Origin of the sequence: Minwuia sp. IMCC3060, assembly GCF_029909435.1 — a bacterium.
In the GTDB taxonomy this organism is placed as follows: Bacteria; Pseudomonadota; Alphaproteobacteria; order Minwuiales; family Minwuiaceae; genus Minwuia.
In genome coordinates this window covers 609,430-633,043 of sequence record NZ_CP123782.1, presented here as the reverse complement: position 1 = coordinate 633,043, position 23,614 = coordinate 609,430, and the positions used below count along the sequence as shown (strand labels likewise).

24 protein-coding genes are annotated in these 23,614 nt (G+C 64.8%); 11 read left to right on the top strand and 13 right to left on the bottom strand.

All coding sequences use genetic code 11. The annotated features are described in order from the left end of the window. Positions 1 to 5 precede the first annotated feature (5 nt). Together QGV54_RS02930 and QGV54_RS02925 are read left to right on the top strand one after the other, a co-directional pair. Positions 6 to 761, top strand: coding sequence for an SDR family NAD(P)-dependent oxidoreductase (locus QGV54_RS02930; protein ID WP_281018360.1), 756 nt, complete (start codon positions 6 to 8; stop codon positions 759 to 761). Positions 762 to 774: 13 nt separating this feature from the next. After that, positions 775 to 2,544, top strand: coding sequence for a hydantoinase B/oxoprolinase family protein (locus QGV54_RS02925; protein WP_281018361.1), 1,770 nt, complete (start codon positions 775 to 777; stop codon positions 2,542 to 2,544). A gap of 62 nt (positions 2,545 to 2,606) precedes the next feature. Here the strand turns inward: QGV54_RS02925 and QGV54_RS02920 are convergent, their stop codons facing one another. From QGV54_RS02920 to scpA, 8 genes are all read right to left on the bottom strand, one after another. After that, on the bottom strand, positions 2,607 to 3,611 hold the full coding sequence (locus tag QGV54_RS02920) for an LLM class flavin-dependent oxidoreductase (protein ID WP_281018362.1): 1,005 nt from the start codon (positions 3,609 to 3,611) through the stop codon (positions 2,607 to 2,609). 24 nt (positions 3,612 to 3,635) lie between these two features. Continuing rightward, positions 3,636 to 4,028, bottom strand: coding sequence for a Rid family hydrolase (locus QGV54_RS02915; protein ID WP_281018363.1), 393 nt, complete (start codon positions 4,026 to 4,028; stop codon positions 3,636 to 3,638). A gap of 11 nt (positions 4,029 to 4,039) precedes the next feature. Continuing rightward, positions 4,040 to 4,633 (bottom strand): hypothetical protein, encoded by a 594-nt coding sequence (locus QGV54_RS02910; RefSeq protein ID WP_281018364.1) that lies wholly within the window; start codon positions 4,631 to 4,633, stop codon positions 4,040 to 4,042. Further along, positions 4,630 to 5,526 (bottom strand): Hsp33 family molecular chaperone HslO, encoded by an 897-nt coding sequence (locus QGV54_RS02905; protein ID WP_281018365.1) that lies wholly within the window; start codon positions 5,524 to 5,526, stop codon positions 4,630 to 4,632. The genes QGV54_RS02910 and QGV54_RS02905 overlap by 4 nt, the downstream gene beginning before the upstream one ends. Positions 5,527 to 5,565: 39 nt before the next feature. Beyond that, on the bottom strand, positions 5,566 to 6,495 hold the full coding sequence (gene argF / locus QGV54_RS02900) for an ornithine carbamoyltransferase (RefSeq protein ID WP_281018366.1): 930 nt from the start codon (positions 6,493 to 6,495) through the stop codon (positions 5,566 to 5,568). Continuing rightward, positions 6,492 to 7,679: an aspartate aminotransferase family protein gene (locus QGV54_RS02895; protein ID WP_281018367.1), complete on the bottom strand. Its 1,188-nt coding sequence runs from the start codon at positions 7,677 to 7,679 to the stop codon at positions 6,492 to 6,494. Before QGV54_RS02895 ends, argF begins: the two co-directional genes overlap by 4 nt. A 148-nt stretch (positions 7,680 to 7,827) precedes the next feature. After that, positions 7,828 to 8,619: an ABC transporter permease gene (locus QGV54_RS02890; RefSeq protein WP_281018368.1), complete on the bottom strand. Its 792-nt coding sequence runs from the start codon at positions 8,617 to 8,619 to the stop codon at positions 7,828 to 7,830. An 83-nt stretch (positions 8,620 to 8,702) separates the two neighbouring features. Further along, positions 8,703 to 10,856, bottom strand: coding sequence for a methylmalonyl-CoA mutase (scpA, locus tag QGV54_RS02885; RefSeq protein WP_281018369.1), 2,154 nt, complete (start codon positions 10,854 to 10,856; stop codon positions 8,703 to 8,705). A 448-nt stretch (positions 10,857 to 11,304) separates the two neighbouring features. Between scpA and QGV54_RS02880 the strand changes: the two genes are divergently transcribed. Both QGV54_RS02880 and QGV54_RS02875 read left to right on the top strand, forming a co-directional pair. Continuing rightward, positions 11,305 to 11,619, top strand: coding sequence for a hypothetical protein (locus tag QGV54_RS02880; RefSeq protein WP_281018370.1), 315 nt, complete (start codon positions 11,305 to 11,307; stop codon positions 11,617 to 11,619). A 70-nt stretch (positions 11,620 to 11,689) separates the two neighbouring features. Continuing rightward, positions 11,690 to 12,004, top strand: a complete 315-nt coding sequence (locus QGV54_RS02875; RefSeq protein WP_281018372.1) for a hypothetical protein — start codon at positions 11,690 to 11,692, stop codon at positions 12,002 to 12,004. A gap of 86 nt (positions 12,005 to 12,090) precedes the next feature. Here QGV54_RS02875 and QGV54_RS02870 read toward each other — a convergent pair whose 3' ends face one another. Then, positions 12,091 to 13,173 carry a COX15/CtaA family protein gene (locus QGV54_RS02870; RefSeq protein ID WP_281018373.1) on the bottom strand — a complete coding sequence of 361 codons (1,083 nt, stop codon included), beginning with the start codon at positions 13,171 to 13,173 and terminating at the stop codon, positions 12,091 to 12,093. Positions 13,174 to 13,279: 106 nt separating this feature from the next. On the opposite strand from QGV54_RS02870, the gene QGV54_RS02865 reads away from it, so the two are divergent. Together QGV54_RS02865 and QGV54_RS02860 are read left to right on the top strand one after the other, a co-directional pair. Continuing rightward, positions 13,280 to 14,131, top strand: a complete 852-nt coding sequence (locus QGV54_RS02865) for an LLM class F420-dependent oxidoreductase (RefSeq protein ID WP_281018374.1) — start codon at positions 13,280 to 13,282, stop codon at positions 14,129 to 14,131. 2 nt (positions 14,132 to 14,133) lie between these two features. Then, entirely contained in the window at positions 14,134 to 15,015 is an 882-nt protein-coding gene (locus QGV54_RS02860) for a phytanoyl-CoA dioxygenase family protein (RefSeq protein WP_281020057.1), read from the top strand. 99 nt (positions 15,016 to 15,114) lie between these two features. On the opposite strand, the gene QGV54_RS02855 is transcribed toward QGV54_RS02860, so the two are convergent. The 3 genes from QGV54_RS02855 to QGV54_RS02845 all read right to left on the bottom strand — a co-directional run bounded on the left by QGV54_RS02855 (position 15,115) and on the right by QGV54_RS02845 (position 17,833). Continuing rightward, a complete protein-coding gene (locus tag QGV54_RS02855) occupies positions 15,115 to 15,900 on the bottom strand; it encodes an SDR family oxidoreductase (RefSeq protein WP_281018376.1) in 786 nt (261 codons plus the stop codon). Positions 15,901 to 15,925: 25 nt separating this feature from the next. Then, positions 15,926 to 16,318 (bottom strand): rhodanese-like domain-containing protein, encoded by a 393-nt coding sequence (locus QGV54_RS02850; RefSeq protein WP_281018377.1) that lies wholly within the window; start codon positions 16,316 to 16,318, stop codon positions 15,926 to 15,928. A 63-nt stretch (positions 16,319 to 16,381) separates the two neighbouring features. Next, positions 16,382 to 17,833, bottom strand: a complete 1,452-nt coding sequence (locus tag QGV54_RS02845) for an aldehyde dehydrogenase family protein (protein ID WP_281020056.1) — start codon at positions 17,831 to 17,833, stop codon at positions 16,382 to 16,384. A gap of 254 nt (positions 17,834 to 18,087) precedes the next feature. Between QGV54_RS02845 and QGV54_RS02840 the strand changes: the two genes are divergently transcribed. The 3 genes from QGV54_RS02840 to QGV54_RS02830 are packed head-to-tail and all read left to right on the top strand — an operon-like array spanning position 18,088 to position 20,859. After that, on the top strand, positions 18,088 to 18,828 hold the full coding sequence (locus tag QGV54_RS02840; protein ID WP_281018379.1) for an SDR family NAD(P)-dependent oxidoreductase: 741 nt from the start codon (positions 18,088 to 18,090) through the stop codon (positions 18,826 to 18,828). A 38-nt stretch (positions 18,829 to 18,866) separates the two neighbouring features. Beyond that, the gene (locus QGV54_RS02835; RefSeq protein ID WP_281018380.1) at positions 18,867 to 20,381 is read left to right on the top strand and encodes a YifB family Mg chelatase-like AAA ATPase; all 1,515 of its coding nucleotides are present in this window, start codon (positions 18,867 to 18,869) and stop codon (positions 20,379 to 20,381) included. A gap of 19 nt (positions 20,382 to 20,400) precedes the next feature. Then, positions 20,401 to 20,859, top strand: a complete 459-nt coding sequence (locus QGV54_RS02830; protein WP_281018381.1) for a GNAT family N-acetyltransferase — start codon at positions 20,401 to 20,403, stop codon at positions 20,857 to 20,859. Positions 20,860 to 20,876: 17 nt separating this feature from the next. Here QGV54_RS02830 and QGV54_RS02825 read toward each other — a convergent pair whose 3' ends face one another. Further along, positions 20,877 to 21,701: a DUF1849 family protein gene (locus QGV54_RS02825; RefSeq protein ID WP_281018382.1), complete on the bottom strand. Its 825-nt coding sequence runs from the start codon at positions 21,699 to 21,701 to the stop codon at positions 20,877 to 20,879. Positions 21,702 to 21,777: 76 nt separating this feature from the next. Here QGV54_RS02825 and QGV54_RS02820 point away from each other — a divergent pair, with 76 nt between their 5' ends. Both QGV54_RS02820 and QGV54_RS02815 read left to right on the top strand, forming a co-directional pair. After that, positions 21,778 to 22,740, top strand: a complete 963-nt coding sequence (locus QGV54_RS02820; RefSeq protein ID WP_281018383.1) for a D-glycerate dehydrogenase — start codon at positions 21,778 to 21,780, stop codon at positions 22,738 to 22,740. Positions 22,741 to 22,874: 134 nt separating this feature from the next. Further along, positions 22,875 to 23,609 carry a GGDEF domain-containing protein gene (locus tag QGV54_RS02815; RefSeq protein ID WP_281018384.1) on the top strand — a complete coding sequence of 245 codons (735 nt, stop codon included), beginning with the start codon at positions 22,875 to 22,877 and terminating at the stop codon, positions 23,607 to 23,609. Positions 23,610 to 23,614: the final 5 nt, after the last annotated feature.

Below are 23,614 nucleotides of genomic sequence, written 5' to 3'. Positions count from 1 at the left end.
CTTCCATGCGACTTGCAGGCCGAATTGCAGCCGTGACCGGCGGATCCCAGGGGATCGGGGCCGAGATCGCTCTGGCGATGGCCGCTGAAGGGGCTGCCGTGGCGGTCATCAACCGCCGGAACCGCGAAACCGCCGACGAGATCGTGGCCCGGATCAGGGCCGACGGTGGCACAGCGGAAGCGTTTCAGGCAGACGTGAGCCAGGTCGCGGAGATCGAAAGGCTGCATGCGGACATCACCGCGCGCCTCGGTCCCGTCGACATTCTCGTCAACAATGCCGGCATCTTCCAGCCATGTCCCATCGAGGACGTGGACGAGGCGAACTGGGACAGCCAGCTCGACACCAACCTGAAGAGCGCCTTCTTCCTGACCAAGGTCTGCGTGCCGCACATGAAGCAGCAGCACTGGGGCCGGATCATCAATGTCAGTTCCATCGCCGGGATCGGCGGCTTCCCGGAATCGGCGGCCTACTGCGCCTCCAAGGGCGGGATGAACAATCTGACCAAGTCCCTTTGCCTGGAACTCGCGCCGCACGGCATCAACGTGAATGTCCTGGCCCCCGGCAACATCGTGACCCCTTTGAACGCCGAACTGCGCGCGGATGCCGAATGGTCCGCGAAGGTGCGCGACCGCACCCCGTCAGGGGACGATTTCCTGCCCGCCGCCGACATGGCCGGCGCGGCAATATTCCTGGCCTCGGAAGAAGCCAGATCGGTTCACGGCGTGATCCTGCCCGTCGATGGTGGCTGGCGCGCCTGGTAAGGGAGTAGTGAAAATGGCTGACAGTGCGACTTCGAAGCAGATCGACGGCGTTCAGCTTGCGATTCTGAACAACCGGCTGGAGGGAATCGCGCGCAAGATGGCGAACACGCTGCTGCGCACGGGCCGTTCGGGCGTTCTGAACATCGCCCGCGACTTCTCCTGCTGCATCATCACTGCCGACGACCGGCTGCTGGCGACGGCGGAAAGCCTGCCGATCCATGTGCTGAGTGGCCCGGACCTGATGGCGCGGTCGATCAAGGAGTTTCATCCGACGCTGAAGAAGGGCGACGCGTTCCTGCACAATTCGCCCTACCACGGCTGCTCCCACCCCGCCGATCACACCCTGATCGTGCCGGTGATCGATGATGATGGCGTGCATCACTTCACCGTGCTGGCGAAGGCGCATCAGGCCGACTGCGGCAATTCCCAGCCCACCACCTACATGGGCAATGCGCGCGACGTCTATGAGGAAGGCGCGCTGATCTTCCCCGGCGTGAAGATCCAGGAGAACTACGAGAACATCGGTGACATGATCCGCATGTGCATGCTGCGCATCCGGGTGCCGGAGCAGTGGTGGGGTGACTATCTGGCCATGGTCGGCGCCGCCCGCATCGGGGAGCGGGAACTGCTTTCCCTGGCCGACGAGATCGGCTGGGACACGCTGCATGACTTCACGGGCCAGTGGTTCGACTACACCGAGAATCGGATGGTCAACGCCATCGCGAAGATGCCCAGCGGCAAGACATCGTGGACCAGCCGTCATGACCCGGTCCCCGGCACGCCGGAAGACGGCATCCCCATCAACGTCACGGTCAATGTGGACGCGAGCGCGGGTCGGATCGCGGTGGACCTGACCGACAACATGGATGCGCTGCCCTGCGGCCTGAACCTGTCGGAGGCCTGTGCCCGCACGGCGGCGATGATCGGCGTGTTCAATTCCATCGATCCGTCAGTGCCGAAGAATGACGGTGCGTTCCGACGCATCGACATTCACCTGAAGAAGAACGCGATCTGCGGCATTCCGGAGCATCCGACAAGCTGTTCCGTCGCCACCACGAATGTGGCCGACCGGGTGGCCAACTCGGTTCAGGCAGCGATCGCGGAGCTGGAGGAAGGCTTCGGCATGGCCGAATCCGGCGCCATCCTGCCCGCCTCCGTCGGCGTCGTGTCGGGCTATGATCCGAAGCTGAAGGAACGCTACGTCAACCAGCTCTTCCTGGCCATGACCGGCGGCGCGGCAGCACCCGGCACCGATGCCTGGATCACGCTGGGCCACGTCGGCAATGCCGGACTCTGCTATCAGGACAGCATCGAACTGGACGAGATGCGTCATCCGATGCTGGTCAAGACACGCCGCTTCATCACCGACTCCGAGGGCGCGGGGAAGCAGAAGGGCGGCCCCGGCATGCTGGTCGAGTACGGCCCGACCCGTGGCAACATGGAAGTGGCCTTTGTTTCCGACGGTACCCACAATCCGGCCCAGGGTGTGCGCGGCGCCGGTCGCGGCGGCAGTGCCTTCCAGGGCATCCGCGGCACGAACGGGGAGATCACGCCGACCGCGAACAGCGATGTCGTCACCCTGCATGAGGGAGAGACCATCGTCTCGCACTGCTGCGGTGGCGGAGGCTACGGTGATCCGGCGGAACGCGAACCGGCACGGATCGAGAAGGACGTGCGCGAAGGCTGGATCAGCCGCGAGCGCGCCCGCGATGTCTATCGCGTCGCCCTGACCGATGCGGGAGAGGTCGACATGGCGGCGACAACGGCACTGCGCGGCGGCTGAGGCCACCTGCCTCCGGTCCGCATCACACGCGACCGGGGCGCTGGCGGGTCTGACCAGCCGTTTCAGGCCGCCAGGGAGAAGACTTCCGGACGGAACGCCTCGAAGCAGCGCACCGCTTCCTTCGGATCGGGGCTGAGGGGCGCGATGATGTGGGTGTGGATGCCTGTCTGCGCCGCCCAGCGCAGCCGTTCGCGGCATTCGTCCGCCGTGCCGATGATGGCGATGTCGTCGATCAGGTCATCGACCAGCGCGCCGGTGGTCTTGGCGCGGTCCTTCTCGGCCCAGCCTTCGCGGATCTGCGCGGCCTCATCCTCATATCCCGCCCAGGCGAGAAACTTGTTGTAGACGGGCGTCGCGTAATAGGGCGCGAAATTCTGGCGGAACCGGGCGCGGCCCTCTGCCTTGTCGTCCGTCACCAGCACCATGTGGCGGTTGACGATCTCCACATCCGCGCCGTCGCGCCCGGCGCGGGCCGCACCGGCATGGACATGCTCGATCATCTTAGGCAGCGCCTTCTTCGGCCAGAGATTGAAGATCACGCCGTCACCGACCTCGGCCGCCATCTCGATCATGTTGGACCGCAGCGCAGCCAGATAGATCGGCACGGTCGGCTCCAGCGGGGCCTGACGGTAGCCCTTGCTCTTCACCGTCACACCATCGAAGTCCAACTTCTCACCGGCCAGCATGGAGCGCACCAGTTGCGCGGTCTCCCTGACGCGGGTCAGCGGCTTCTCGAAGTGCTGACCGTGCCAGCCCACCATCATGGTCTGGCTCGACGATCCCAGCCCCATCACGAAACGACCCGGCATGGCCTGACCGATCACGTTGGCGGTTGCCGCCAGCACGGCGGGGGTGCGGGAAAAGACGGGCGTGACGGCGATGCCGAACCGCAGCTTCTCGAAGCGTGGGCCGAGCGCGGCAACCGAGGTCAGCGCGTCCGGCGCGGCACCGTCGGCGAACCAGGCGTCATCGTAGCCATTGGCCTCCGCCCATGTCAGGCGGTCGATCGTGTCCTGCAGCCGGGGGCCGGCGGGTACGGTGACGGCAATGCGTTGTCTGGGTGCCACGTTCAGTCTCCTTGCAGAAGGCGGTCAGGCGAGTGCCACCGCCTCGATCTCGATATCGAACGACCAGGGCCAGGAGCCCACGGTCACGAAGGTCCGGGCAGGCGGTTCGCTGGGGAAGAATTCGGCATAGACGGCATTGACCCGGTCAAACTGTCCGGCATTCACGGCAAAGACCGTGCATTTCAGCACCTTGTCGAGGGATGAACCCGCCTCTTCCAGCACCGCCCTGACCGCATTCAGGGACGCACGGGTCTGTGCCTCGATATCGCCCTGGACCAGTTGCCCGGTCTCCAGATCAACCGGCGGCAGGCCCGAAACGAAGACCAGCCCGGCCCCCTTCGTCGCCAACGACAGGGGCACGTTGCCCTTGTCGATCATCTGCTGCAGCACGGGATGCCGGATGATTTCCTTCGCCATGTCGCCGTCCCCTATGGCTTCACGAATGTGGTCAGGTTGAAGCGGATCTCCGTTTCCAGCCGCCGGTTCATATCCTGACCCAGAGCCTCGACAAAATCGATCTGCAACTGCTCCCGTTCATCCAGGGTCAGCCCTTCCGGGATGGTCTGGCTGCGGGTCGCGATGGCATTGGTGAAACCCGCGCCCCTTGAACTGTTGATGTCGATACGGACCTCGACCCGCCCCTCCAGCTTGCTTTCCTGCTGCGTCTTCAGCAATCCGGTCAGGGACTTGTCGGTCTTCAGTGCAACCTCGCGAACGCTGGCGTCCAGGATGGCATAGCGCGCCACCCCATCCGCGCCGCCGGCCTTCAGCCGGTCACGCGCCCAGTTCCGTGCCACCTGTGCCGGTGTGACCGGTATCTGACTCTCGATCGACGGCGGCTGGCCGGACGAGACGAAGGGCTGCTGCACGTCGATGCTGGCGACATCGAAGGTGATTGCAGGCAGGTGCCGGAAGGAAATCTCCGGCACGCGCGGCCCGTCGGGCAGCACGGACGGGCCACCGCACCCCACCAGCAACAGTGCGGGCGCAACAAGGAACAGCCGACGGCGAGAGAGGTTCATGTGCTCGAATCTCCTATCAGGGCATCCAGTGGCAGCCTATAGGTTCGACCGCAGAACTGACAGTCCACCGACACATCGCCGGTATCGACGGCCAGGTCCCGCACCTCCTCTTCGGGGAAGGACTGAACCACTTCCGTGATGCGTTCGACGGAGCAGGTGCACTGGTCCCGCACCGGCGTCGCGTCATGCAGCCAGACGCCATCCTCGTGAAACAGCCGGTACAGCAGTTCCGCCGGAGAAAGCGTCGGGTCGAGCAGTTCCTGCGGCTTGACGGTCGCGGCAAGCGTTTCCGCCAGCGTCCAGTCTTCCTGTGCCTTGTCCTCGTCCGGATCCTTGGGCAGGGATTGCAGCATCAGGCCACCGACACGCCAGTTGCCGTCCGGCCCATGCCCCGCGAACAGCCGGAACAGGCTCGGCACCTGATCCGACTGACGGAAATAGTACTCGGCCGAACTCGACAGGTTGTCCCCTTCCAGCTCCACCGTGCCCTGGTAGCGCTGGTGGTCCCCTTCGCGGTCGACCGTCAGGGCCAGGACGCCCTTGCCCAGCAGGCCATCCGCGCTGGTGTCGCGCACCGCGTCAAACGACTCCGACAGGCGGATATAGCCCCGCAGATCGCCGCCATTCCGGTAGTCCGCCACCAGCACCTTGGCCGGTCCATCACCCTGCGCCTGCAGGGTGAAGATACCGTCGAACTTCATCGCGCTGGCCATCATGGCGGTCAGGGCCATCGCCTCCCCCAGCAGGGATGCGGCGGCAGGGGGTAGGCTGTGGCGGGTCAGCACGGCATGTGCCACCGATCCCATGCGGATGATGCGTCCCCGCACCTCCCGCCCGTTCAGGTGAAAGGGCTGAATCAGGTCGTCAGTCGGTGCGGCCTTGGCCTGCGCCATTGCTTGTTCCTCATCACTCAATGCGACCGGACAGGTCGGTCAGTGGCCGAGACACCAGAGCAGAACGCCCTTCTGCGCGTGCACGCGGTTCTCGGCCTGCGAGAACACCACCGACTGCGGGCCGTCGATCACTTCCGCCGTGACTTCCTCCCCCCGATGCGCCGGCAGGCAGTGCATGAACACCGCATCCTTGCGGGCCAGCCCCATCAGTTCCCTGTCGACCTGATAGGGGCGCAGCAGGTTGTGGCGGTCCGCCGCGTCCTCGTCGCCCATCGACACCCAGGTATCGGCCACGACGCAATCCGCCCCCTCCACCGCAGCGCGCGGGTCGTCGGTCAGGGTAATGTCGCCACCGTCAGCCTGGGCGCGTTTCAGCACCTGGGCATCCGGCTCCAGTCCCTGCGGACAGGCGAGACGCAGCCGGTAGCCGAAGCGGGATGCGCCCTCGATCCAGGAATTGGCCATGTTGTTGCCGTCGCCGGACCAGGCAATCGTCTGCCCGGCGATGCCACCACGCTTCTCCTCCAGCGTCAGGACATCAGCCATCAACTGACAGGGATGCCCCGAATCCGTCAGGCCGCTGATCACCGGGACGGAGGCCTGTTCGGCCAGCTCGTCCAGCTTCGCCTGTTCGAACGTGCGCATCATGATGCCGTCGGTATAGGCCGACAGCACCTTCGCCGTGTCGCCGATGGTCTCGCCGCGACCAAGCTGAAGCTCGCCCGCGTTCAGGATCGTGGTCTGGCCGCCGAGCTGGCGCATGGCCGCATCGAAGGACACCCGCGTCCGGGTGGACGGCTTCTCGAAGATCAGCGCCAGCAGATGCCCGTCGAGCGGTCGATCCTCGTCGGCGCGGCCCTTGGGCCACCCCGCCCGGGCCTCCTTGCGGTCCCGTGCGTCCCTGATGATGCCCTGCAGCGCTGCCGCGGAAACATCCTCGATGCTCAGAAAGTGCCTGATCGCGCTCATCCTGCCGCTGCCTTCCCGGCCAATGCGGTGGCGGCGGTCTCGATCATGCCCAGTCCCTCGTCGATCTCGGCATCACCGATGACGAGCGGCGGCAGGATCCGGACCACATTGTCACCGGCGGGGACGGTCAACAGTCCCTGTTCACGCAGCGCCGCAACAACGTCGCCATTCACCATGACGCATTCCAGACCCAGCATCAGGCCGGTACCCCGCACGCCCTTGAAGACAGTGGGGAAACGGTCGCTGATGGATGCCAGCCCCTGCTTCATGCGATTGGCGACCTGCTGCACATGCTCCATGAAACCCTCGGCCAGTACCGTGTCGGCGACGGCATTGCCTGCCGCCATGGCCATCAGGTTGCCGCCATAGGTGGTGCCGTGGCTGCCGGCCACCATGCCCTTGGCAGCTTCCGCCGTTGCCAGGAAGGCACCGAGCGGGAAACCGCCGCCAATACCCTTGGCGACGCCCATGACGTCGGGGGTGATGTCCGTCCACTGGTGCGCGAACAGCTTGCCGGTCCGACCCATGCCGCACTGGACCTCGTCCATCAGCAGCAGGATACCGGCATCGTCACACAGCTTCCGCAGCCCCTTCAGGAAAGCATGCTCCGCCACGCGGACACCGCCCTCGCCCTGGATCGGCTCCACCAGGATGCCGGCAGTCTCCGGCCCGATGGCAGCCCGGGCAGCGGCGAGGTCACCGAACGGCACCTGATCGAAGCCATCCGTCTTCGGGCCGAAACCGGCCAGGATCTTCTCCTGCCCGCCCGCTGCCATCGTGGCCAGCGTCCGGCCATGGAACGCGCCCTCGAACGTGATGATGCGATAACGCTCCGGCGCACCGTTTGCGGAATGATACTTCCGCGCCGTCTTGATGGTGCCCTCCAACGCCTCCGCACCCGAATTGCAGAAGAACACCGTGTCGGCGAAGCTGTTGTCGGTCAGTTTCTTCGCCAGCGCCTTCTGCTCAGGCACCTCGTAGAGGTTGGAGACATGCCAGAGCTTCGCGGCCTGGTCCTGCACGGCCTTCACCAGCGCAGGATGGCTGTGGCCCAGCAGGCTGACCGCGATACCGGACCCGAAATCCAGGAAGCGTCGCCCGTCCGTCGCGTACAGATGCGCACCCTCACCACGTTCGAAGGAAACGGGGGTTCTTGCATAAGTCGGCATCACGACATCGATCATGGCGGCCTCCAATGGGCTCGATTTTCGGGAACAGGTCTCCCGTTCCGGTTGGATGACAGGTTGGTTGGAAGTCTGGATTGGTCCCCGGCGCCGGATCAATGCTGACCCGACGGAAAGGGGGAGGTTTTATGGGGCAGTCACCCCACGGTCAAGCCTTGAGGTTGTACCCTCGTCGGAACAGGACCAGAACCCAGATGGCCAGAATCACGTCAATGACGGCCAGCACCGTGCCCCCGAGCACCAGCGAAACGTCACCCTGCCCGGTGAGGGCATGGCGAAAACCATCGATGGCATAGAAGAAGGGGTTCACGAACGCTATTCCTTGCGCGAATTCAGGCAGGCGGTCGATCGAATAGAACGTGCCCGAGAGAAACGCAAGTGGCGTGATGACGAAATTGGTGATGAAGGCCATGTGATCGAACTTGTCGGCCCAGAGGCCCGTCAGGATACCGATCAGCCCCATCATGACGGAGGCCAGCACCACGAACAGCAGGCCCCAGCCAATCGACCAGAACGGCAGATCGACGAAGGGTGTCATCGCCGCCGTGACCGCTATCGCGACTGCAAGTCCCCGCGTGACCGAAGCCCCGACAAAGGCGACGAGCAGCTCTGCCGCGCTGAGCGGCGGCATCAGGATATCGACGATATTGCCCTGGATCTTCGCGATCAGCAGCGCGGAGGAACTGTTGGCGAAGGCGTTCTGGGTCACGGCCATCATGACCAGTCCCGGTGCCAGAAAGACCTCGAACGCGACACCGCCAACCGGCGCCCGCCCCTCCCCCAGGGCCAGCGTGAAGATCGCCAGGAACAGCAGGGTAGTGACGATGGGCGCGAGCACGGTCTGCCCCGCCACCTTCATGAAGCGCTGCACTTCCTTGGCATAGAGGGTCCAGAGGCCGATCCAGTTGACCAGGCCGACTTGACGGGGTTCAGGATACATTCAACGGGTCCGGACGTGATGGGGGCGGCGGGCCACCTGCATAGCGACCCGCCCCAGCTTGCACAAGTCTGGCCGAGAAGGCGTCAGGCTGCCGCGTCGCGCCGCGACTTCGCCACCAGTTCCAGGATCTCGGCCGCGGCGGCGGGGATGTGCGTGCCCGGACCGTAGATGCCGGAAACGCCAGCCTGCTTCAGCCAGTCATAGTCACCGGACGGGATGACACCGCCGCAGATGACCAGGATATCCTCCGCATCCTGCTCCTTCAGCGCCTGCATCAGGGCCGGGACGAGGGCCTTGTGCCCGGCGGCGAGGGAGGAGACGCCGATGACGTGCACGTCGTTCTCCACCGCGTCGCGTGCGACTTCTTCCGGGGTCTGGAACAGGGGTCCGACATCCACATCGAAACCGATGTCGGCGAAGGCCGTCGCGATCACCTTGGCCCCACGGTCGTGCCCGTCCTGGCCCATCTTGACCACCAGCATGCGGGGGCGACGGCCCTCGGCAGTGACGAAGTCATCGATATCCGACTGGATCTTCGCGAAGCCCTCGTCACCTTCATAGGCCTTGGCATAGACACCGCTGACGGAGCGGATCTCGGCGCGGTGACGCCCGAAGACTTCCTCCATCGCGTCCGACATCTCCCCCACCGTGGCCCGGGCGCGGGCCGCATCGACACACAGGGCCAGCAGGTTGCCGTCGCCGCGCGCGCCTTCGGTCAGTGCCTTCAGCGCCGCGTCGCAGGCGGCCTGATCACGGGACTCCCGGATGCTCTTCAGCAGGGCGATCTGCCCGTCGCGCACCTTGGTGGTGTCGATGTCCAGCACCTCGGGCGCTGTATCCGTCGATGGCTTGTACTTGTTGACGCCGACAATCACGTCCTCGCCCCGGTCGACGCGCGCCTGGCGACGGGTCGCCGCCTCCTCGATCATCAGTTTCGGCATCCCCTCGGCCACCGCCTTGGTCATGCCGCCCTGCTCCTCGACCTGCTGGATCAGCGCCCAGGCGTCCTCCGCCAGCTTCGCAGTCAGCGCCTCGACGTAATAGGAACCGCCCAGCGGATCGATCACGTTCGGGATTCCGGTCTCTTCCTGCAGCACAAGCTGGGTATTGCGGGCGATGCGGGCGGAGAAGTCGGTGGGCAGGGCAATCGCCTCGTCCAGCGCGTTGGTGTGCAGGCTCTGGGTCCCCCCCAGCACCGCCGCCATGGCCTCCACCGTGGTGCGGATGACGTTGTTGTAGGGATCCTGCTCCGTCAGGCTGACGCCGGAGGTCTGGCAATGGGTGCGCAGCATGGTGGAGCGCGCATCCTTCGGGTCGAACTGGCTGACGATGCGGTGCCACAGCAACCGGGCCGCGCGCAGCTTCGCCACCTCCATGAAGAAGTTCATGCCGATGCAGAAGAAGAAGCTGAGCCGCGGGGCGAACCTGTCGATGTCCAGCCCCCGGTCAACGGCGGTGCGCACATATTCCAGCCCGTCCGCCAGGGTGAAGGCCAGTTCCTGCACCTGCGTCGCCCCGGCTTCCTGCATGTGATAGCCGGAGATCGAGATCGAGTTGAACTTGGGCATGTGGTTGGCGGTGTAGTCGATGATGTCCGCCACGATCCGCATGGAGGGCTCCGGCGGATAGATGTAAGTGTTGCGGACCATGAATTCCTTCAGGATGTCATTCTGGATGGTACCGGAGAGCTTCTCCGGCCCGACGCCCTGTTCCTCCGCCGCCACGATGTAGCCCGCCAGAGTCGGCAGCACCGCGCCGTTCATGGTCATGGAGACCGAAACCTTGTCCAGCGGGATGTCGCGGAACAGGATCTTCATGTCCTCGACCGAGTCGATGGCCACCCCGGCCTTGCCCACGTCGCCCATGACGCGCGGGTGGTCACTGTCATAGCCACGGTGCGTCGCGAGATCGAAGGCCACGGACAGGCCCTGCTGTCCCGCCGCGAGGTTGCGGCGATAGAAGGCATTGGACTCTTCCGCCGTCGAGAAACCCGCATACTGGCGGATGGTCCAGGGCCGGTTCGCATACATGGTGGCGCGCACACCCCGGACGTAGGGGTCCATGCCGGGCAGGCTGCCCAGATGGTCCAGACCCGATATGTCCTCCTCCGTATAGAGGGGTTTCACGGGGATGCCTTCGGGCGTCTGCCACACCAGATCGTCCAGCGACTTGCCGCGCAGTTCCTTTTCCGCCGCAGCCTCCCAGTCCGCGAGGGTCTTGTCCTTGCCGTCGGTCATGTGCGCCTTCTCCTTCGTGTTCGGTCTCACGGTTTATATCGCGCAGGTTTTGCACATGCCAGACAGAGCAATCGCCGCATGCCAGCGGTGCAAATCGCGACTCCCACGGCAAGAACATCCATTTGCATGACAGATTGCACCTCATCCCCCGGTGCCGGCACCGCGAGACTCCCGGCACTCCCGCGCGGGGTTCTCGCGTTGCGACATTGCTGTGGCATTATTGTGACCATAGCCACAATCCCGCTTTTTTTCTTTTTTAATTCAGATGGTTAATGGATTTTCACGATGGTCGTCGGTCGAGAAATTCGCGCAGTACGAGGGGGGTCGCGCCGTCCTGGCACGCCTCTTAACTCACCTCTGCGCTGAGTCTGGCACGGATGCTGCTCCTGTTCCGGCGAAAGACGAAGGGGCCGCCCGATGCGGCCAGACGAATGAAGGAGCTGAAACCATGTACTACCTGCTGATCGCCGCCGCTGCCGGACTGAGCATCCCCGCCGACAATGCACCGATCTCCAAGGTCGACGTGTTCACCGCACCGAGTTCGGAACTCACCGCCTATGACACCCGCCGGATCCAGTACAAGGCCCGCAACTGGGAAGCCGAACTGAAGAGCGACGTGGATGTCTACTTCGGCACCTTCGACAGCATGGAAGCCTGCAAGGCCGTCCGTGCCCAGATCCGCACCGAGCTTTCAGACAAGGGTCTGGAAGAGGACAAGCGCTCCGGTTGTTTCGAATCGAAGCAGATCGTCGCCAGCCGGTAACCAACCCACAACCGACCAAGTCAGACCGGGACCCTGCTGAGGCCCGAACAAACACCTAGGAGACCATACAATGTACTATCTGCTGATCGCCGCTGCCGCCGGCATGAGTGTTCCGGCCGACAGCAGCCCCATCGCCACCATTGACGTGACCAGCTCACCGGCTTCCGTGCTGACCGCCTATGACACGCGCCGCATCCAGTACAAGGCCCGCACCTGGGAAGGCGAACTGAAGAGCAACGTCGATATCTACTTCGGCACCTTCGACAGCGAGGAAGCCTGCAAGGCCGTTCGCGCCCAGATCCGCGCCACGCTCGGCAACCAGGAAGACGCGACCCGCTCCGGTTGCTTCGAGTCGCGTGACAACGCCGGTGCCACCGACAGCTGATCCTCCGACCCCACCTATCGGAACACGACCACAGGGCGGCCCGTCAGGGTCGCCCTGTTGCGTTCAGGCACATATCCGGAAGCGAGTCAGCCCGCAACGCGTGTCCGCGCACCGGTCCAGGCCAGCCGGACGAGCCAGAGTGCCGCTGTCCAGACCAGCAGGGCTGTCGCCTGATGGAGCGCACCGAGCCAGACCGGCACAACCATCACCAGCGTGGCGATACCCAGCAGGATCTGCAGGATGATGGCGTGCATGACCCCCATCGATGCGGACTTTGCCCGCCCGCCGACCCAGCGCCCGCGCAGCATGGTCCAGATGGCAACGCCGAGAAGGGTATAGGCCAGAATGCGGTGGACGAACTGGATGGTCAGGTGATCGTCGAACAGGGCGGCCAGTCCCGTCCCCCCGGCGAACAGGCCATCCGGCACCAGCGCGCCATCCATCAGCGGCCAGGTATTGTAGATGTGGCCCGCATTGATGCCGGCGACGAAGGCCCCGATGACGATCTGCAGCAGGACCAGCGCCGCGAGGATGATCGCCGGTGTCCGCATGCCGCTCAGGGCCTGGCGATCACGCCCTTCCTCGCGCAGCGACCAGGCGGTCCAAAGCAGCAGGGCATAGATCGAGAAGGCGAGCGCCAGATGTGCCGCCAGCCGGTACTGGCTGACATCGGGCCGGTCGACCAGACCGCTCTGCACCATGAACCAGCCAAGCGCACCCTGTGATCCACCCGCCACCAGCAGGAACAGGAACCAGGGAATCTCCCGTCGCCTTATCCGTCCGGTGAGCATGAAGAACGCCATCGGCACGAAGAAGGCGAGACCGATGATCCGCCCGAGCAGCCGATGGCTGAACTCCCAGGCGTAGATCGTCTTGAACTCGTCCAGGGTCATGCCGAGGTTGACCTTCTGGTACTCGGGGAATGCCTTGTACTTGTCGAACTCCACCTGCCAGGCGGCGTCGCTCAGCGGCGGCAGCCAGCCGGTGACAGGATGCCAGTCGGTCATGGACAGGCCGGACTCCGTCAGCCGCGTGATGCCGCCGACGACGACCATGATGAAGACCAGCGCGGCCACGATGAACAGCCATGTGACAACCGCGCGGCGGGAAGGTCCCTGATAAGATGCCGTGTTCATGGGGCGGAGATAGGACAGGCGAATGCCGCGCACGATGCGCCGATTGCCGCATGAGCCTCGCCAAAGCTCGGGCTTGCCCCGGCGGCAAGGTCATGCTGCGATTGGAGCAGCATACAACAGGTGGGGAGGCCTGACCGTCATGAAACTCGGCGCATTCTGCTACAATACCGACTATTCCATACGTCCCGACGCCCTGGCGGTGATGATGGAGGAACGCAACTACGACTCTGTCTGGTTTCCGGAACACACCAATATTCCGACCTCCCGCCTCTCCCCCTTTCCCGGCGGCGGCGAACTGCCGAAACCCTATTACCGCATGATGGACCCCTTCGTTTCGCTGGGGGCCGCCGCTGCGGTGACGAAGAACCTGAAGCTCGGTACCGGCATTTCGCTGGTCATCCAGCGCGACCCGATCACGCTGGCCAAGGAAGTCGCGACCCTGGACGTGATCTCCAACGGTCGGGTGCTGCTGGGCATCGGCGGTGGCTGGAACGCCGAGGAGATGGCGCAGCACGGCATCCCCTTCGAGCGGCGCTGGAAGGTGCTGCGGGAAAAGGTGGAGGCGATGAAGGCGCTCTGGACCGAGGAGAAATCGTCCTACGACGGAGAGTTCGTGAAGATCGACGAATGCTACTCCTACCCCAAGCCGGTACAGCGACCGCACCCGCCGATCATCCTCGGCTCGGCCACCGGCACCGGCAGGCAGCGTGTCGTGAACTATTGTGACGGCTGGATGCCGATCAATGTGCTGCTGGACGACATGCCCGCCGCCATCGCCGACCTGCACCGCCGCGCGGAGGAGGCCGGACGCGATCCGGCGTCCATCGAACTCTCGATCTTCGCGCAGGTGGATGTGAACGAGGATCTGTTGAAGCGCTACCGCGACCTGGGCATTGCCCGTTCGGTCATCGGTGTCCCGACCTCCGCGCCGGACCGGGTGGAGGGTGTTCTGGACCGCTATGCGAAGCTGATGGACGAACTGGAGAGCTGATCATGACGCATGATCTCAAGACCATCACCCCGGAGCAGAAGGCCTTCTATGAGGAGAATGGCTATCTGCTGCTGGAAAACTTCGTGTCGGACGCCTGGATGGACCGGCTCTGGGAAGTGACCGACCGCTTCATCGCGGAAAGCCGCAAGGTGACGAAATCCAGCGGCAAGTTCGACATCGAACCCGACCACAGTGCCGACAATCCGCGTCTGCGCCGACTGTCCCAGCCTGCGGAGCATGATCCCGTCTATCGCGAGTTCGCCTTCGACGGCCCCATCGTCGATCTGGCTGCCGACCTGCTGGGACCGGATGTGAAGTACCACCACTCGAAACTGAACTTCAAATGGTCGGGGGGCGGCGAGGAGGTGAAATGGCACCAGGACATCCAGTTCTGGCCGCACACCAATTACTCGCCGCTGACCATCGGTCTCTACATGTCGGACGTGGATGACGAGATGGGGCCGATGGGGGTGATCCCGAAGAGCCACGAGTCGGAACTGTTCGACCTCTATGGCGCCGACGGCAACTGGACCGGCTACATCGCGGAGAAGGACATCGGGCGCGTGCCGGTGGACGACGTGGTCTGGCTGAAGGGCCCGCGCGGCTCCGTCACCGTCCACAATTGCCGGATGGTGCATGGCTCCGAACCCAACCGCTCCAGCCAGGTCAGGCCACTGCTGCTCCATACCTATTCGGCGGCCGACGCACTGACGCTGGAACCCAGCATCGTCGCCAACCTGCCGCTTTCGAACACCATCGTCCGGGGTGAGCGGGCCAGGTGGGCCCGCTTCGACCCTCGCCCCTGCCTGATGCCGCCCGACTGGTCGAAGGGCTACGTCTCCATCTTTGACGTGCAACAGGCCGGAAAGGGAGACGCCGCCTGAGCGGGCGACGCAATCGGCGAACCTGCACGGGAGCGAACGTCCCCTCCCCCCGCAAGGGGAAAGAGAGCGGTTCCTGTGCGAGCAGGCGGTTCGAACGCGTCAGTTCGCGGTCATGCCACCATCGACGACGACTTCGGAGCCGGTCATGAAGGATGACAGGTCGGAGGCGAGGAACAGGATGGCATTGGCGATGTCGGTGGCCTGACCCAGGCGACCGATGGGGTGCCGTGCCTTCATCTGCGCCAGCCGCTGGTTGCGCTGTTCGTCCGGCACACCGGTCATCAGGTCTTCCAGCATCGGCGTCTCGATGATGCCCGGATGCACGGAGTTCACCCGGATCGGGTGCCCTGCCCCGGCCAGTTCCAGCGCCGTCGCCTTGGTCATCAGTCGCACCGCGCCCTTGGAGGCGCAGTAGGCCGCCTGCCGGGGCGCGCCGATCAGACCAGCGACCGAGGACAGGTTGATGATGGAGCCCGAACCGGACGCCGTCATGGCATCAGTGCAGGTCTTGATGCCCAGAAAGACACCCAGCACGTTGATATCCATGACGCGCCGGAAATCGGCGGTCGAGATATCGGGGATGGTCTTCACCAGCTCGATCCCGGCATTGTTGACCATGATGTGCAGGCCACCCAGGGCATCGACGGTCGCCTTGACCGCCGCCTCCCATTGGTCTTCCTCCACCACGTCATGGGCAATGGCGATGGCGCGCCCGCCCGCAGCCTCGATGGAGGCCGCGGTTTCCTGGGCACCGGCCAGGTTGATGTCGGTGCAGGCCACGGCGGCCCCGGCACCGGCCAGGGTCTCCGCCGCCTGGCGGCCAATGCCGGACCCGGCGCCGGTGACCAGCGCCACGCGCCCGCTCAGATCTGTCGTTTCAGCCATTGTGTTTCCTCCCCAGGAAAGCGGGTCACTTCTTCTCGACAGCCTCGATCTCGTAGCCGGCCTTCTTCCAGTCGCCGAAACCGCCATCGATGTGGCAGGTGTTCTTCAGACCCAGTTCCATCGCGGCTTCCGTCGCCAGTGCGGAACGCCAGCCTGCGGCGCAATAGAAGACGATCCGCTTGCCCGACTGGAAGACGTCCTTGGCATAGGGGCTTTCCGGGTCGACCCAGAACTCCAGCATGCCGCGCGGCGCGTGATAGGCACCGGGAATCTTGCCCTCCCGCCACAGTTCACGCACATCGCGGATATCCACGATGGTCACGTCATCCCGGCCCACCAGCGCCTTCGCATCCTCGACACTGATGGTCTCGACCTTGCTCATGGCCCGGTCGACCATCTGCTTGACGGTTGTCGCCATTTTCGAATTCTCCCCTCAATTTCCGATACCTGCCGGTTGAACTGACCGGACAGACTGCCGTGATCAGTCCCGAATCTCGGGCGAATTGATCACGGTCATCTTGCGAACGGACATCTCGTGCATGGAATGCGGCACACCGCCCACCCCATGACCCGACAGTTTCAGACCCGCGAAGGGCATCCAGTCCACCCGGAACGCGGTGTGGTCATTCACCATCACCGCCGCCGCATCGAGACGGCTGGTGGCGCGCATGATGCGGTCGATGTCCTGTCCGAACACCGCCGCCTGGAACGAGAACGGCAGGGAGTTCGCCCTGGCGATGGCTTCGTCCATGTCGTCGTAGCTGAAGACGCAGACCACGGGGCCGAAGATCTCCATGGTGGAGACCTTGGCGTCCGCAGGCGGATTCAGGATCACGGTCGGCTTGTAGGCCGTGTCCGACAGCTTCTCGCCGCCGCACAGGATCTCGCCACCGCCGGCGCGGGCCTCCTCGACCCATTCATGCACACGATCCACCTCGCCCGGCGTGATCAGCGGACCGACCTCGGTCGCCTTGTCCGTAGGATCGCCCACCACCATCTTCTGCGCCGCCTCGGCCAGCCGGTCGGCAAAGGTGCGGCAGACCGATGAATGGGCATAGACCCGCTGTACCGACACGCAGACCTGACCGGCGTGATAGAAGCCACCCTTGGCCAGTGACGGCACCGCGCGGTCGAGATCGGCACTTTCCGTCAGGATCACCGGGGCCGCGCCGCCATGTTCCAGCGCGCAGCGGGTGCCGGGGGCGAGCTGCGCCCGCAGGGCCCAGCCGACCTTGGCCGAGCCGATGAAGCTGAAGAACCCGACGCGCGGATCGGTCACCAGCGCGGTGGCATCCTTGCGATCCGCCGTGACCACGGCCTGCGCCCAGGCTTTCGGCAATCCCGCCTCATGCAGGATCTGCACGAAGTGCAGGCACGACAGCGCGGTCTTGTCCGCCGGTTTCACGATCACCGGACAACCGGTCGCGACCGCAGGGGCCACCTGATGCGCGATGAGGTTGAGCGGATGGTTGAAGGCACTGACCGCGACCACCACGCCAATCGGTTCCTGCCGGGTGAAGGCAACGCGATTCTTGGAGCTTTCGGTGATGCCCATGGGGATCACCTCCCCCGCACGGCTGCGCAGTTCGTCGATGCAGATGTGCACGGAATCGATGGCCCGATCGACCTCGATCAGGGAATCGGCCAGCGGCTTGCCGCCTTCGCGCGCGGCCTCGACAGCCATGCTCTCGCGACGGTCGCGCATGATTGCCATGGCACGGGTCAGGATCTGCACCCGCTCCCGCATCGGGATCCAGGCGTCGCGGTCCCGATAGAGCTCGAAGGCGTTGCTGAGGGCCTTTTCCACCGTCGCACTGTCCGAACGGGCGACATTGGCTATCGGTGACCCGTCCCAGGGTGCGGAGACGACGACATCACTGGCGGAACTGGTGGCACCCGGCACAAGCAACGGGACGCGCGGCAAATCAGACATGGTTCAGACCCCCTCCGGAACTGGCTCAAGTATTCTGGCGGTGCGGGCGGCCCCAACCGGCCACACCCGAAAGCTTCCGGGATTGTCTACGACCGGGCAGCGGAATCATAGACCCAGTTTGGCCGGACGCGGCAACCGTCACAGGGGAAGCACCGCAACGGCCCCGCGTGCTGCCTCTGGCTTTTTGCACGCTCCGGCTCCAATCTGGCGCAAAACAAGGCGATACAGCGCGATACAGACTTTGGGGAGATACAATGAACACGATTGATCTGGCGGGCCGCAGGGCCGTGGTGACCGGCGGCGCACAGGGGATCGGACGCGCGGTGGCGGAGCGTTTCATCGCCTCCGGCGCCAGGGTGGCACTCTGGGACCGGGACATGGACCTTGCCAGTGCGACGGCCAGCGAGATCGGGGCCACCGCCATCAGCGTCGATGTGACGAATGCCGACGCCGTGGATGCGGCGGTGAAGGAGACCGTCAGTGCGCTTGGCGGTATCGACATCCAGGTCAACAATGCCGGTATCGCCGGGGCCAACCGCACCGTCTGGGACTACACGCCCGATGAGTGGCGCCAGATCATCGAGATCAACCTGATCGGCGTCTGGCTCTGCTGCCGCGCGGTCAGCCCGCTGATGCGCGCGGCGGGCTATGGCCGCATCGTCAATGTCGCCTCCATCGCGGGCAAGGAGGGCAACCCCAACGCGTCGGCCTACTCCGCCTCCAAGGCCGGAGTCATTGCGCTGACCAAGTCGCTGGGCAAGGAAATGGCCGACCACGACATCATGGTGAACTGCGTCACCCCCGCCGCCGCCCGCACGGCGATCTTCGACCAGATGTCGGAGGAGCACATCAACTACATGCTCTCCAAGATCCCCATGGGCCGCTTCGTCGAACCGGCCGAGATCGCCGCCCTGATCGCCTGGCTGTCGTCGGCGGACTGCTCCTTCACCACCGGTCAGGTCATCGACATCTCGGGGGGCCGCGCCACCTATTGAGGGGCGACACCAGAATGGCTCTGGTCTAACTTGCGTGCATGGTCGCAAGAATTTCAACCGTCGCCTTCCAGGGCTTCCGGGCGCAGATCGTGGACGTGCAGGTGCAGGTCTCGGCGCAGATGCCTGCCTTCACCATTGTCGGCCTGCCCGACAAGGCGGTGGCGGAGAGCCGGGAGCGGGTGCGGGCGGCGCTGGACGCCATCGGCCTGGGTCTACCGCCGAAGCGGATCACGGTGAACCTGTCCCCCGCCGACCTGCCGAAGGAAGGCAGCCACTACGACCTGCCCATCGCGCTGGCGCTGCTGGCCGCCGTCGGTGTGCTGCCCGCGGAGGACATGGCGGGCCACATCGCGCTGGGAGAACTGGCGCTGGACGGTCAGATCGCGGCGGTAGCCGGTGTATTGCCTGCCGGGGTCGCGGCGGCGGAGCGGGACCAGGGGCTGATCTGCCCCGCGCTCTGCGGCGGGGAGGCCGCTTGGGCCGGGGATCTGGAGATCATCGCGGCACCCGACCTGCTGGCCATCGTCAATCACTTCAAGGGCACACAGGTGCTGTCGGCGCCGGAGCCGGGACCGGTGGACATGGATGCCATCGGTGCCGACCTGCGTGATGTGAAGGGGCAGGAGAGTGCCAAGCGGGCGCTGGAGATCGCGGCTGCCGGGGGCCACAACCTGCTGATGCTGGGGCCGCCAGGATCCGGCAAGTCGATGCTGGCCGCGCGCCTGCCCGGCCTGCTGCCGCCCCTGTCACCGGCAGAGGCGCTGGAAGTCTCCATGATCCGCAGTCTGGCAGGCGAACTGACGGAGGGGCGGCTGTCCCGCCGCCGGCCCTTTCGCAACCCGCACCATTCCACCTCCACCCCTGCCCTTGTCGGTGGCGGGCTGAAGGTGCGACCGGGCGAGATCTCGCTGGCGCACCGGGGCGTGCTGTTTCTCGACGAACTGCCCGAGTTTCCCCGCCCCGCGCTGGAAGCCTTGCGTCAGCCGCTGGAGACGGCGGAGGCCGTGGTGGCCCGCGCCAACGCCCATGTCACCTATCCGGCGCGGGTACAGCTCGTCGCCGCCATGAACCCCTGCCGCTGCGGTCATCTGGATGACCCGGAGCGCGCCTGCTCCCGCGCGCCGCGCTGCGCCATCGATTACCAGTCGAAGATCTCGGGGCCGCTGATGGACCGTATCGACCTGTCCATCGACGTGCCTGCCGTGTCCGCCGCAGACCTGACCCTTCCGCCCCCCGCCGAAGGCTCCGCCGAGATCGCCGCACGGGTTGCCCGCGCCCGCGACCTGCAGGCGGCACGACACGAGAGCCTGGATCTGGGACCGATCACCAATGCGGAGGTGGATGGCCAGGCCCTGATCGCCATCGCCACCCCCGACAGCAGCGGCCAGAGCCTGCTGACCGACGCGGCCGAACGGCTGAAGCTCTCCGCCCGTGGCTATACCCGTGTCCTGCGGGTCGCACGTACCATCGCCGACCTTGAAAGCAGCGCCAGCATCGGTCGCCCGCACATCGCCGAGGCGCTGGGCTACCGCCGCCGGGCGGGACTCAACTGAGATACCGGAGAAGACCACCATGCAATTGCGGCTGGCAGGACAGGAGGAATGTGCCGCACTGACCGACCTGGTGATGCGCTCGAAAGCGTCAAACGGCTACGACGCGGCCTTCATGGAAGCCTGCCGCACCGAACTGACGGTCACCCCGGAGATCCTGGCCAGAGGCCCCTTCGCCGTTCTGGAAGCCGACGGCAAGCTCATCGGAACAGCGCAGGTTTCCCGCGAAGGGGACGTGTGGCATCTGCAGCTGATGTTCGTTGATCCGGCCTGCCAGGGTATGGGAGCCGGTCGGCGGCTGATCGACTGGGCCATGACAGAGGCCGGAATGCAGGGCGCGTCCGAACTGCATATCGAGGCTGATCCGAATGCCGAGGCCTTCTATCTCAAGGCAGGTGCACATCGGGTCGGCGTGGCGCCTTCCGGCTCCATACCGGGCCGGATGATCCCGCTGATGATCCTGCCGCTGTCGCCCGGGTAATCAGACAGCTCAGTCGCTCAGTCGCAGACCGGCGCGTCGCGCAGTTCGACCTCGCTTAGGCGGGCAATCGCCGAGAGGTCTTCGGTCTCCAGCGTGAAGCTGCCGGACAGGCCGTTGGCGTACATGCGCATCTGGCTCTCGTAATAGGGCGCGGAATCGATGGCATCGGGCTTGTAGAACGACACCCGCATCATCCAGGCGGATGTGTCCTTCATGCTGTCGGGGATGCTGGCCTCATGCTTGCCGCGATCCTTGCCGATGAAGGTATCGACGTAGGATATCGAGTCGCCGTCGAAGGTCTTCGCATTGTGGACGAACTGGCCAGCCTGTGCCGCACGCACCATGTCGATGCTGTGCCCCAGCGGGAACAGCGCGCCCTTCGGCAGGGTTTCCGGCACTTCGTCGGCATCGTCGCCATCATTGCGGCTGTAGGTGACGGAGGCGATCTCACCAACCGCATTGCGGGTCGCGGAGCCTTCGCGATGGGCGGACATGCGACCGTTGTAGCTCTCCCGCACCGAGAACCGCAGGCTGTGTCCGTCCTTGCTTTCCAGGAAGCTCACCACCGCTTCCGACTGCACGCGCTCGCCCCGCTGGGTCACCAGGTTCATCAGCATGCGATGGGAATAGATCAGCCCGTCACAGGTCTCGTCGAACTCGTAGACCATCCGTCCGGAAACCTGAGAGAAGGTTGCAGGCTTTTCCCGGTCGAGCACGTCCAGATCATAGATCGCACGATGCGGGATGAAATTCTGCGCCGCGGCGGTTCGGGTCAGGCTCGGAGCCGCCATGCCAGCCACGAGAAGGGTGAGCAGGAGCAGCAGTCGGGTGGAGATTGTCATCAGGGGGTCGCGTCCTTTGATTGATGTCCATAACCTATAGGCGGAAAAGCCAAACACAAGCTGAACGGAGCCCATGATGCAGAAGAAGCCCCGCCTGCTGGTCACGCGTCACATGCCGGACAATGTCACAGCCAGAATCCGGCGAGACTATGACGCCACCCTGAACCCGACGGACCGGATCATGTCGCCGGAGGAACTGGTCAGCGCGGCCCAGGGCATGGACGCAATGATGATCTGCGGCTCGGAGAAGATCACGCCTGCACTGCTGGACGCCCTGCCCGACAGCATCCGCATCATCGCCACCTACTCCGTCGGCCATGAACATATCGATCTTGCGGCGGCTCGGGCGCACGGGGTGACCATCACCAACACGCCGAAGGTGCTTGACGCTGCCGTGGCCGAAATCGCGATGCTGTGCCTGCTGGGTGCCGCGCGGCGGGGGCATGAGGGGCAGACGCTGGTGCGGGAGGGCAAATGGGCAAGCTGGACCTCCACCATGCTGCTGGGCAAGCAGGTCAGTGGTGCCCGGCTCGGCATCCTGGGCCTGGGCGGGATCGGACAGGCCGTCGCCGCCGCTGCCCGCGGGTTCGGCATGCAGGTCCACTATCACAACCGCAATCGCCTGCCGCAGGATGAGGAGAACGGTGCCCGCTATCACGCCACTGCCGCGGAGCTGTTCGCCGTCTCCGACTTCCTCTCGATAAGCTGCCCCAGCACCGATGAGACCCGTGGCATGGTCAACGCCGACCTGATCGGGCAGATGCCGGACGGCGCGATCATCGTCAATACGGCGCGCGGCGACATCATCAACGATGACGACCTGATCGCGGCCCTGCAGTCAGGCAAGCTGTTCGCGGTCGGTCTCGACGTCTTTGCCAACGAACCGAATCTGGATCCCCGCTACCGCACCTTGGACAACGTGTTCCTGATGCCGCACCTGGGCAGCGCAACCGTCGAGACCCGTGACGCGATGGGGTACTGCTGCCTCGACAATCTGGACGCTTTCTTCCAGGGCAAGCCTTGCCCTACCCCCCTGTAAGTGCGCGGAACATCTTGCCGGTTGGTCGCGGGAGAATTTCTAACTTATTGATATTATGAATGTAATTTTCTGGCACGCCGGTTGCTTTGATGGGCTCGTGAATTGAGAGCACATCAGATCAGGAGTATCCGGTCATGAGCCTTGCGACGCTGAACGATCCGCTTCCCAGCCTGAGCTGCGCGCCCTACGTCGGTCGCCTTGCTGACGAGGTCCTCAGTCGGTACGGCAAGTCTAGTCCGGATTTCAACGGCGACGGACTGCAACTGCTGGAGCGGCTGCTCGACTTCGCCGCCAACGCGGAACAGCAGCTTGCCCAGCAGCGCCAGCAGATCAGGGCACTGGAGGAACTGACGCGCACCGACGCGCTGACCGGCATGCTCAACCGCCGCGGTTTCGAGGAGGCGATGACGGCACTGCTCGGCACGGCGCAACGCTACAACGAGGAAGGCGTGATCTGCTTCATCGACCTTGATGGCTTCAAGCAGGTCAATGATGCCTACGGCCACCATGCAGGCGACCAGGTGCTGTACGAGGTTGCTGCCGCCCTCAGCGACAATGTGCGGTCGAACGATCTGGTGGCGCGCATCGGCGGTGACGAATTCGTCGTCGTGCTGTCGCGCACCACGCTGAGCAACGGCCTGAAGAACGCACGCCGGTTGCAGCGCATGCTCGACGGAATGGTCGTCACCACCGACATGGGCCAGAAGATCGACACCTCCGCCTCCATCGGCATCCACTGCTACGGCCCGGACACGGAACTGCGCCGGGTGATGCAGGAAGCGGACAGTGCCATGTATGCCGAGAAGACACGCCGCAGGAACGGCGGCAACAATCTGGTCGCGATCAACACGGAAGTCTCTGCCGGCTGAGACGC

Excerpts from the sequence above, each read along its gene's own strand:
- QGV54_RS02855 (WP_281018376.1), bottom strand. The coding sequence starts at position 15,900 with ATGGCTGAAACGACAGATCTGAGCGGGCGCGTGGCGCTGGTCACCGGC.
- QGV54_RS02865 (WP_281018374.1), top strand. The coding sequence starts at position 13,280 with ATGAAACTCGGCGCATTCTGCTACAATACCGACTATTCCATACGTCCC.
- QGV54_RS02905 (WP_281018365.1), bottom strand. The coding sequence starts at position 5,526 with ATGGCGCAGGCCAAGGCCGCACCGACTGACGACCTGATTCAGCCCTTT.
- QGV54_RS02850 (WP_281018377.1), bottom strand. The coding sequence starts at position 16,318 with ATGGCGACAACCGTCAAGCAGATGGTCGACCGGGCCATGAGCAAGGTC.
- QGV54_RS02840 (WP_281018379.1), top strand. The coding sequence starts at position 18,088 with ATGAACACGATTGATCTGGCGGGCCGCAGGGCCGTGGTGACCGGCGGC.
- QGV54_RS02860 (WP_281020057.1), top strand. The coding sequence starts at position 14,134 with ATGACGCATGATCTCAAGACCATCACCCCGGAGCAGAAGGCCTTCTAT.
- scpA (WP_281018369.1), bottom strand. The coding sequence starts at position 10,856 with ATGACCGACGGCAAGGACAAGACCCTCGCGGACTGGGAGGCTGCGGCG.
- QGV54_RS02925 (WP_281018361.1), top strand. The coding sequence starts at position 775 with ATGGCTGACAGTGCGACTTCGAAGCAGATCGACGGCGTTCAGCTTGCG.
- QGV54_RS02830 (WP_281018381.1), top strand. The coding sequence starts at position 20,401 with ATGCAATTGCGGCTGGCAGGACAGGAGGAATGTGCCGCACTGACCGAC.
- QGV54_RS02890 (WP_281018368.1), bottom strand. The coding sequence starts at position 8,619 with ATGTATCCTGAACCCCGTCAAGTCGGCCTGGTCAACTGGATCGGCCTC.
- argF (WP_281018366.1), bottom strand. The coding sequence starts at position 6,495 with ATGAGCGCGATCAGGCACTTTCTGAGCATCGAGGATGTTTCCGCGGCA.
- QGV54_RS02880 (WP_281018370.1), top strand. The coding sequence starts at position 11,305 with ATGTACTACCTGCTGATCGCCGCCGCTGCCGGACTGAGCATCCCCGCC.
- QGV54_RS02845 (WP_281020056.1), bottom strand. The coding sequence starts at position 17,833 with ATGTCTGATTTGCCGCGCGTCCCGTTGCTTGTGCCGGGTGCCACCAGT.
- QGV54_RS02820 (WP_281018383.1), top strand. The coding sequence starts at position 21,778 with ATGCAGAAGAAGCCCCGCCTGCTGGTCACGCGTCACATGCCGGACAAT.
- QGV54_RS02910 (WP_281018364.1), bottom strand. The coding sequence starts at position 4,633 with ATGAACCTCTCTCGCCGTCGGCTGTTCCTTGTTGCGCCCGCACTGTTG.
- QGV54_RS02930 (WP_281018360.1), top strand. The coding sequence starts at position 6 with ATGCGACTTGCAGGCCGAATTGCAGCCGTGACCGGCGGATCCCAGGGG.
- QGV54_RS02915 (WP_281018363.1), bottom strand. The coding sequence starts at position 4,028 with ATGGCGAAGGAAATCATCCGGCATCCCGTGCTGCAGCAGATGATCGAC.
- QGV54_RS02895 (WP_281018367.1), bottom strand. The coding sequence starts at position 7,679 with ATGATCGATGTCGTGATGCCGACTTATGCAAGAACCCCCGTTTCCTTC.
- QGV54_RS02835 (WP_281018380.1), top strand. The coding sequence starts at position 18,867 with ATGGTCGCAAGAATTTCAACCGTCGCCTTCCAGGGCTTCCGGGCGCAG.
- QGV54_RS02825 (WP_281018382.1), bottom strand. The coding sequence starts at position 21,701 with ATGACAATCTCCACCCGACTGCTGCTCCTGCTCACCCTTCTCGTGGCT.
- QGV54_RS02875 (WP_281018372.1), top strand. The coding sequence starts at position 11,690 with ATGTACTATCTGCTGATCGCCGCTGCCGCCGGCATGAGTGTTCCGGCC.
- QGV54_RS02815 (WP_281018384.1), top strand. The coding sequence starts at position 22,875 with ATGAGCCTTGCGACGCTGAACGATCCGCTTCCCAGCCTGAGCTGCGCG.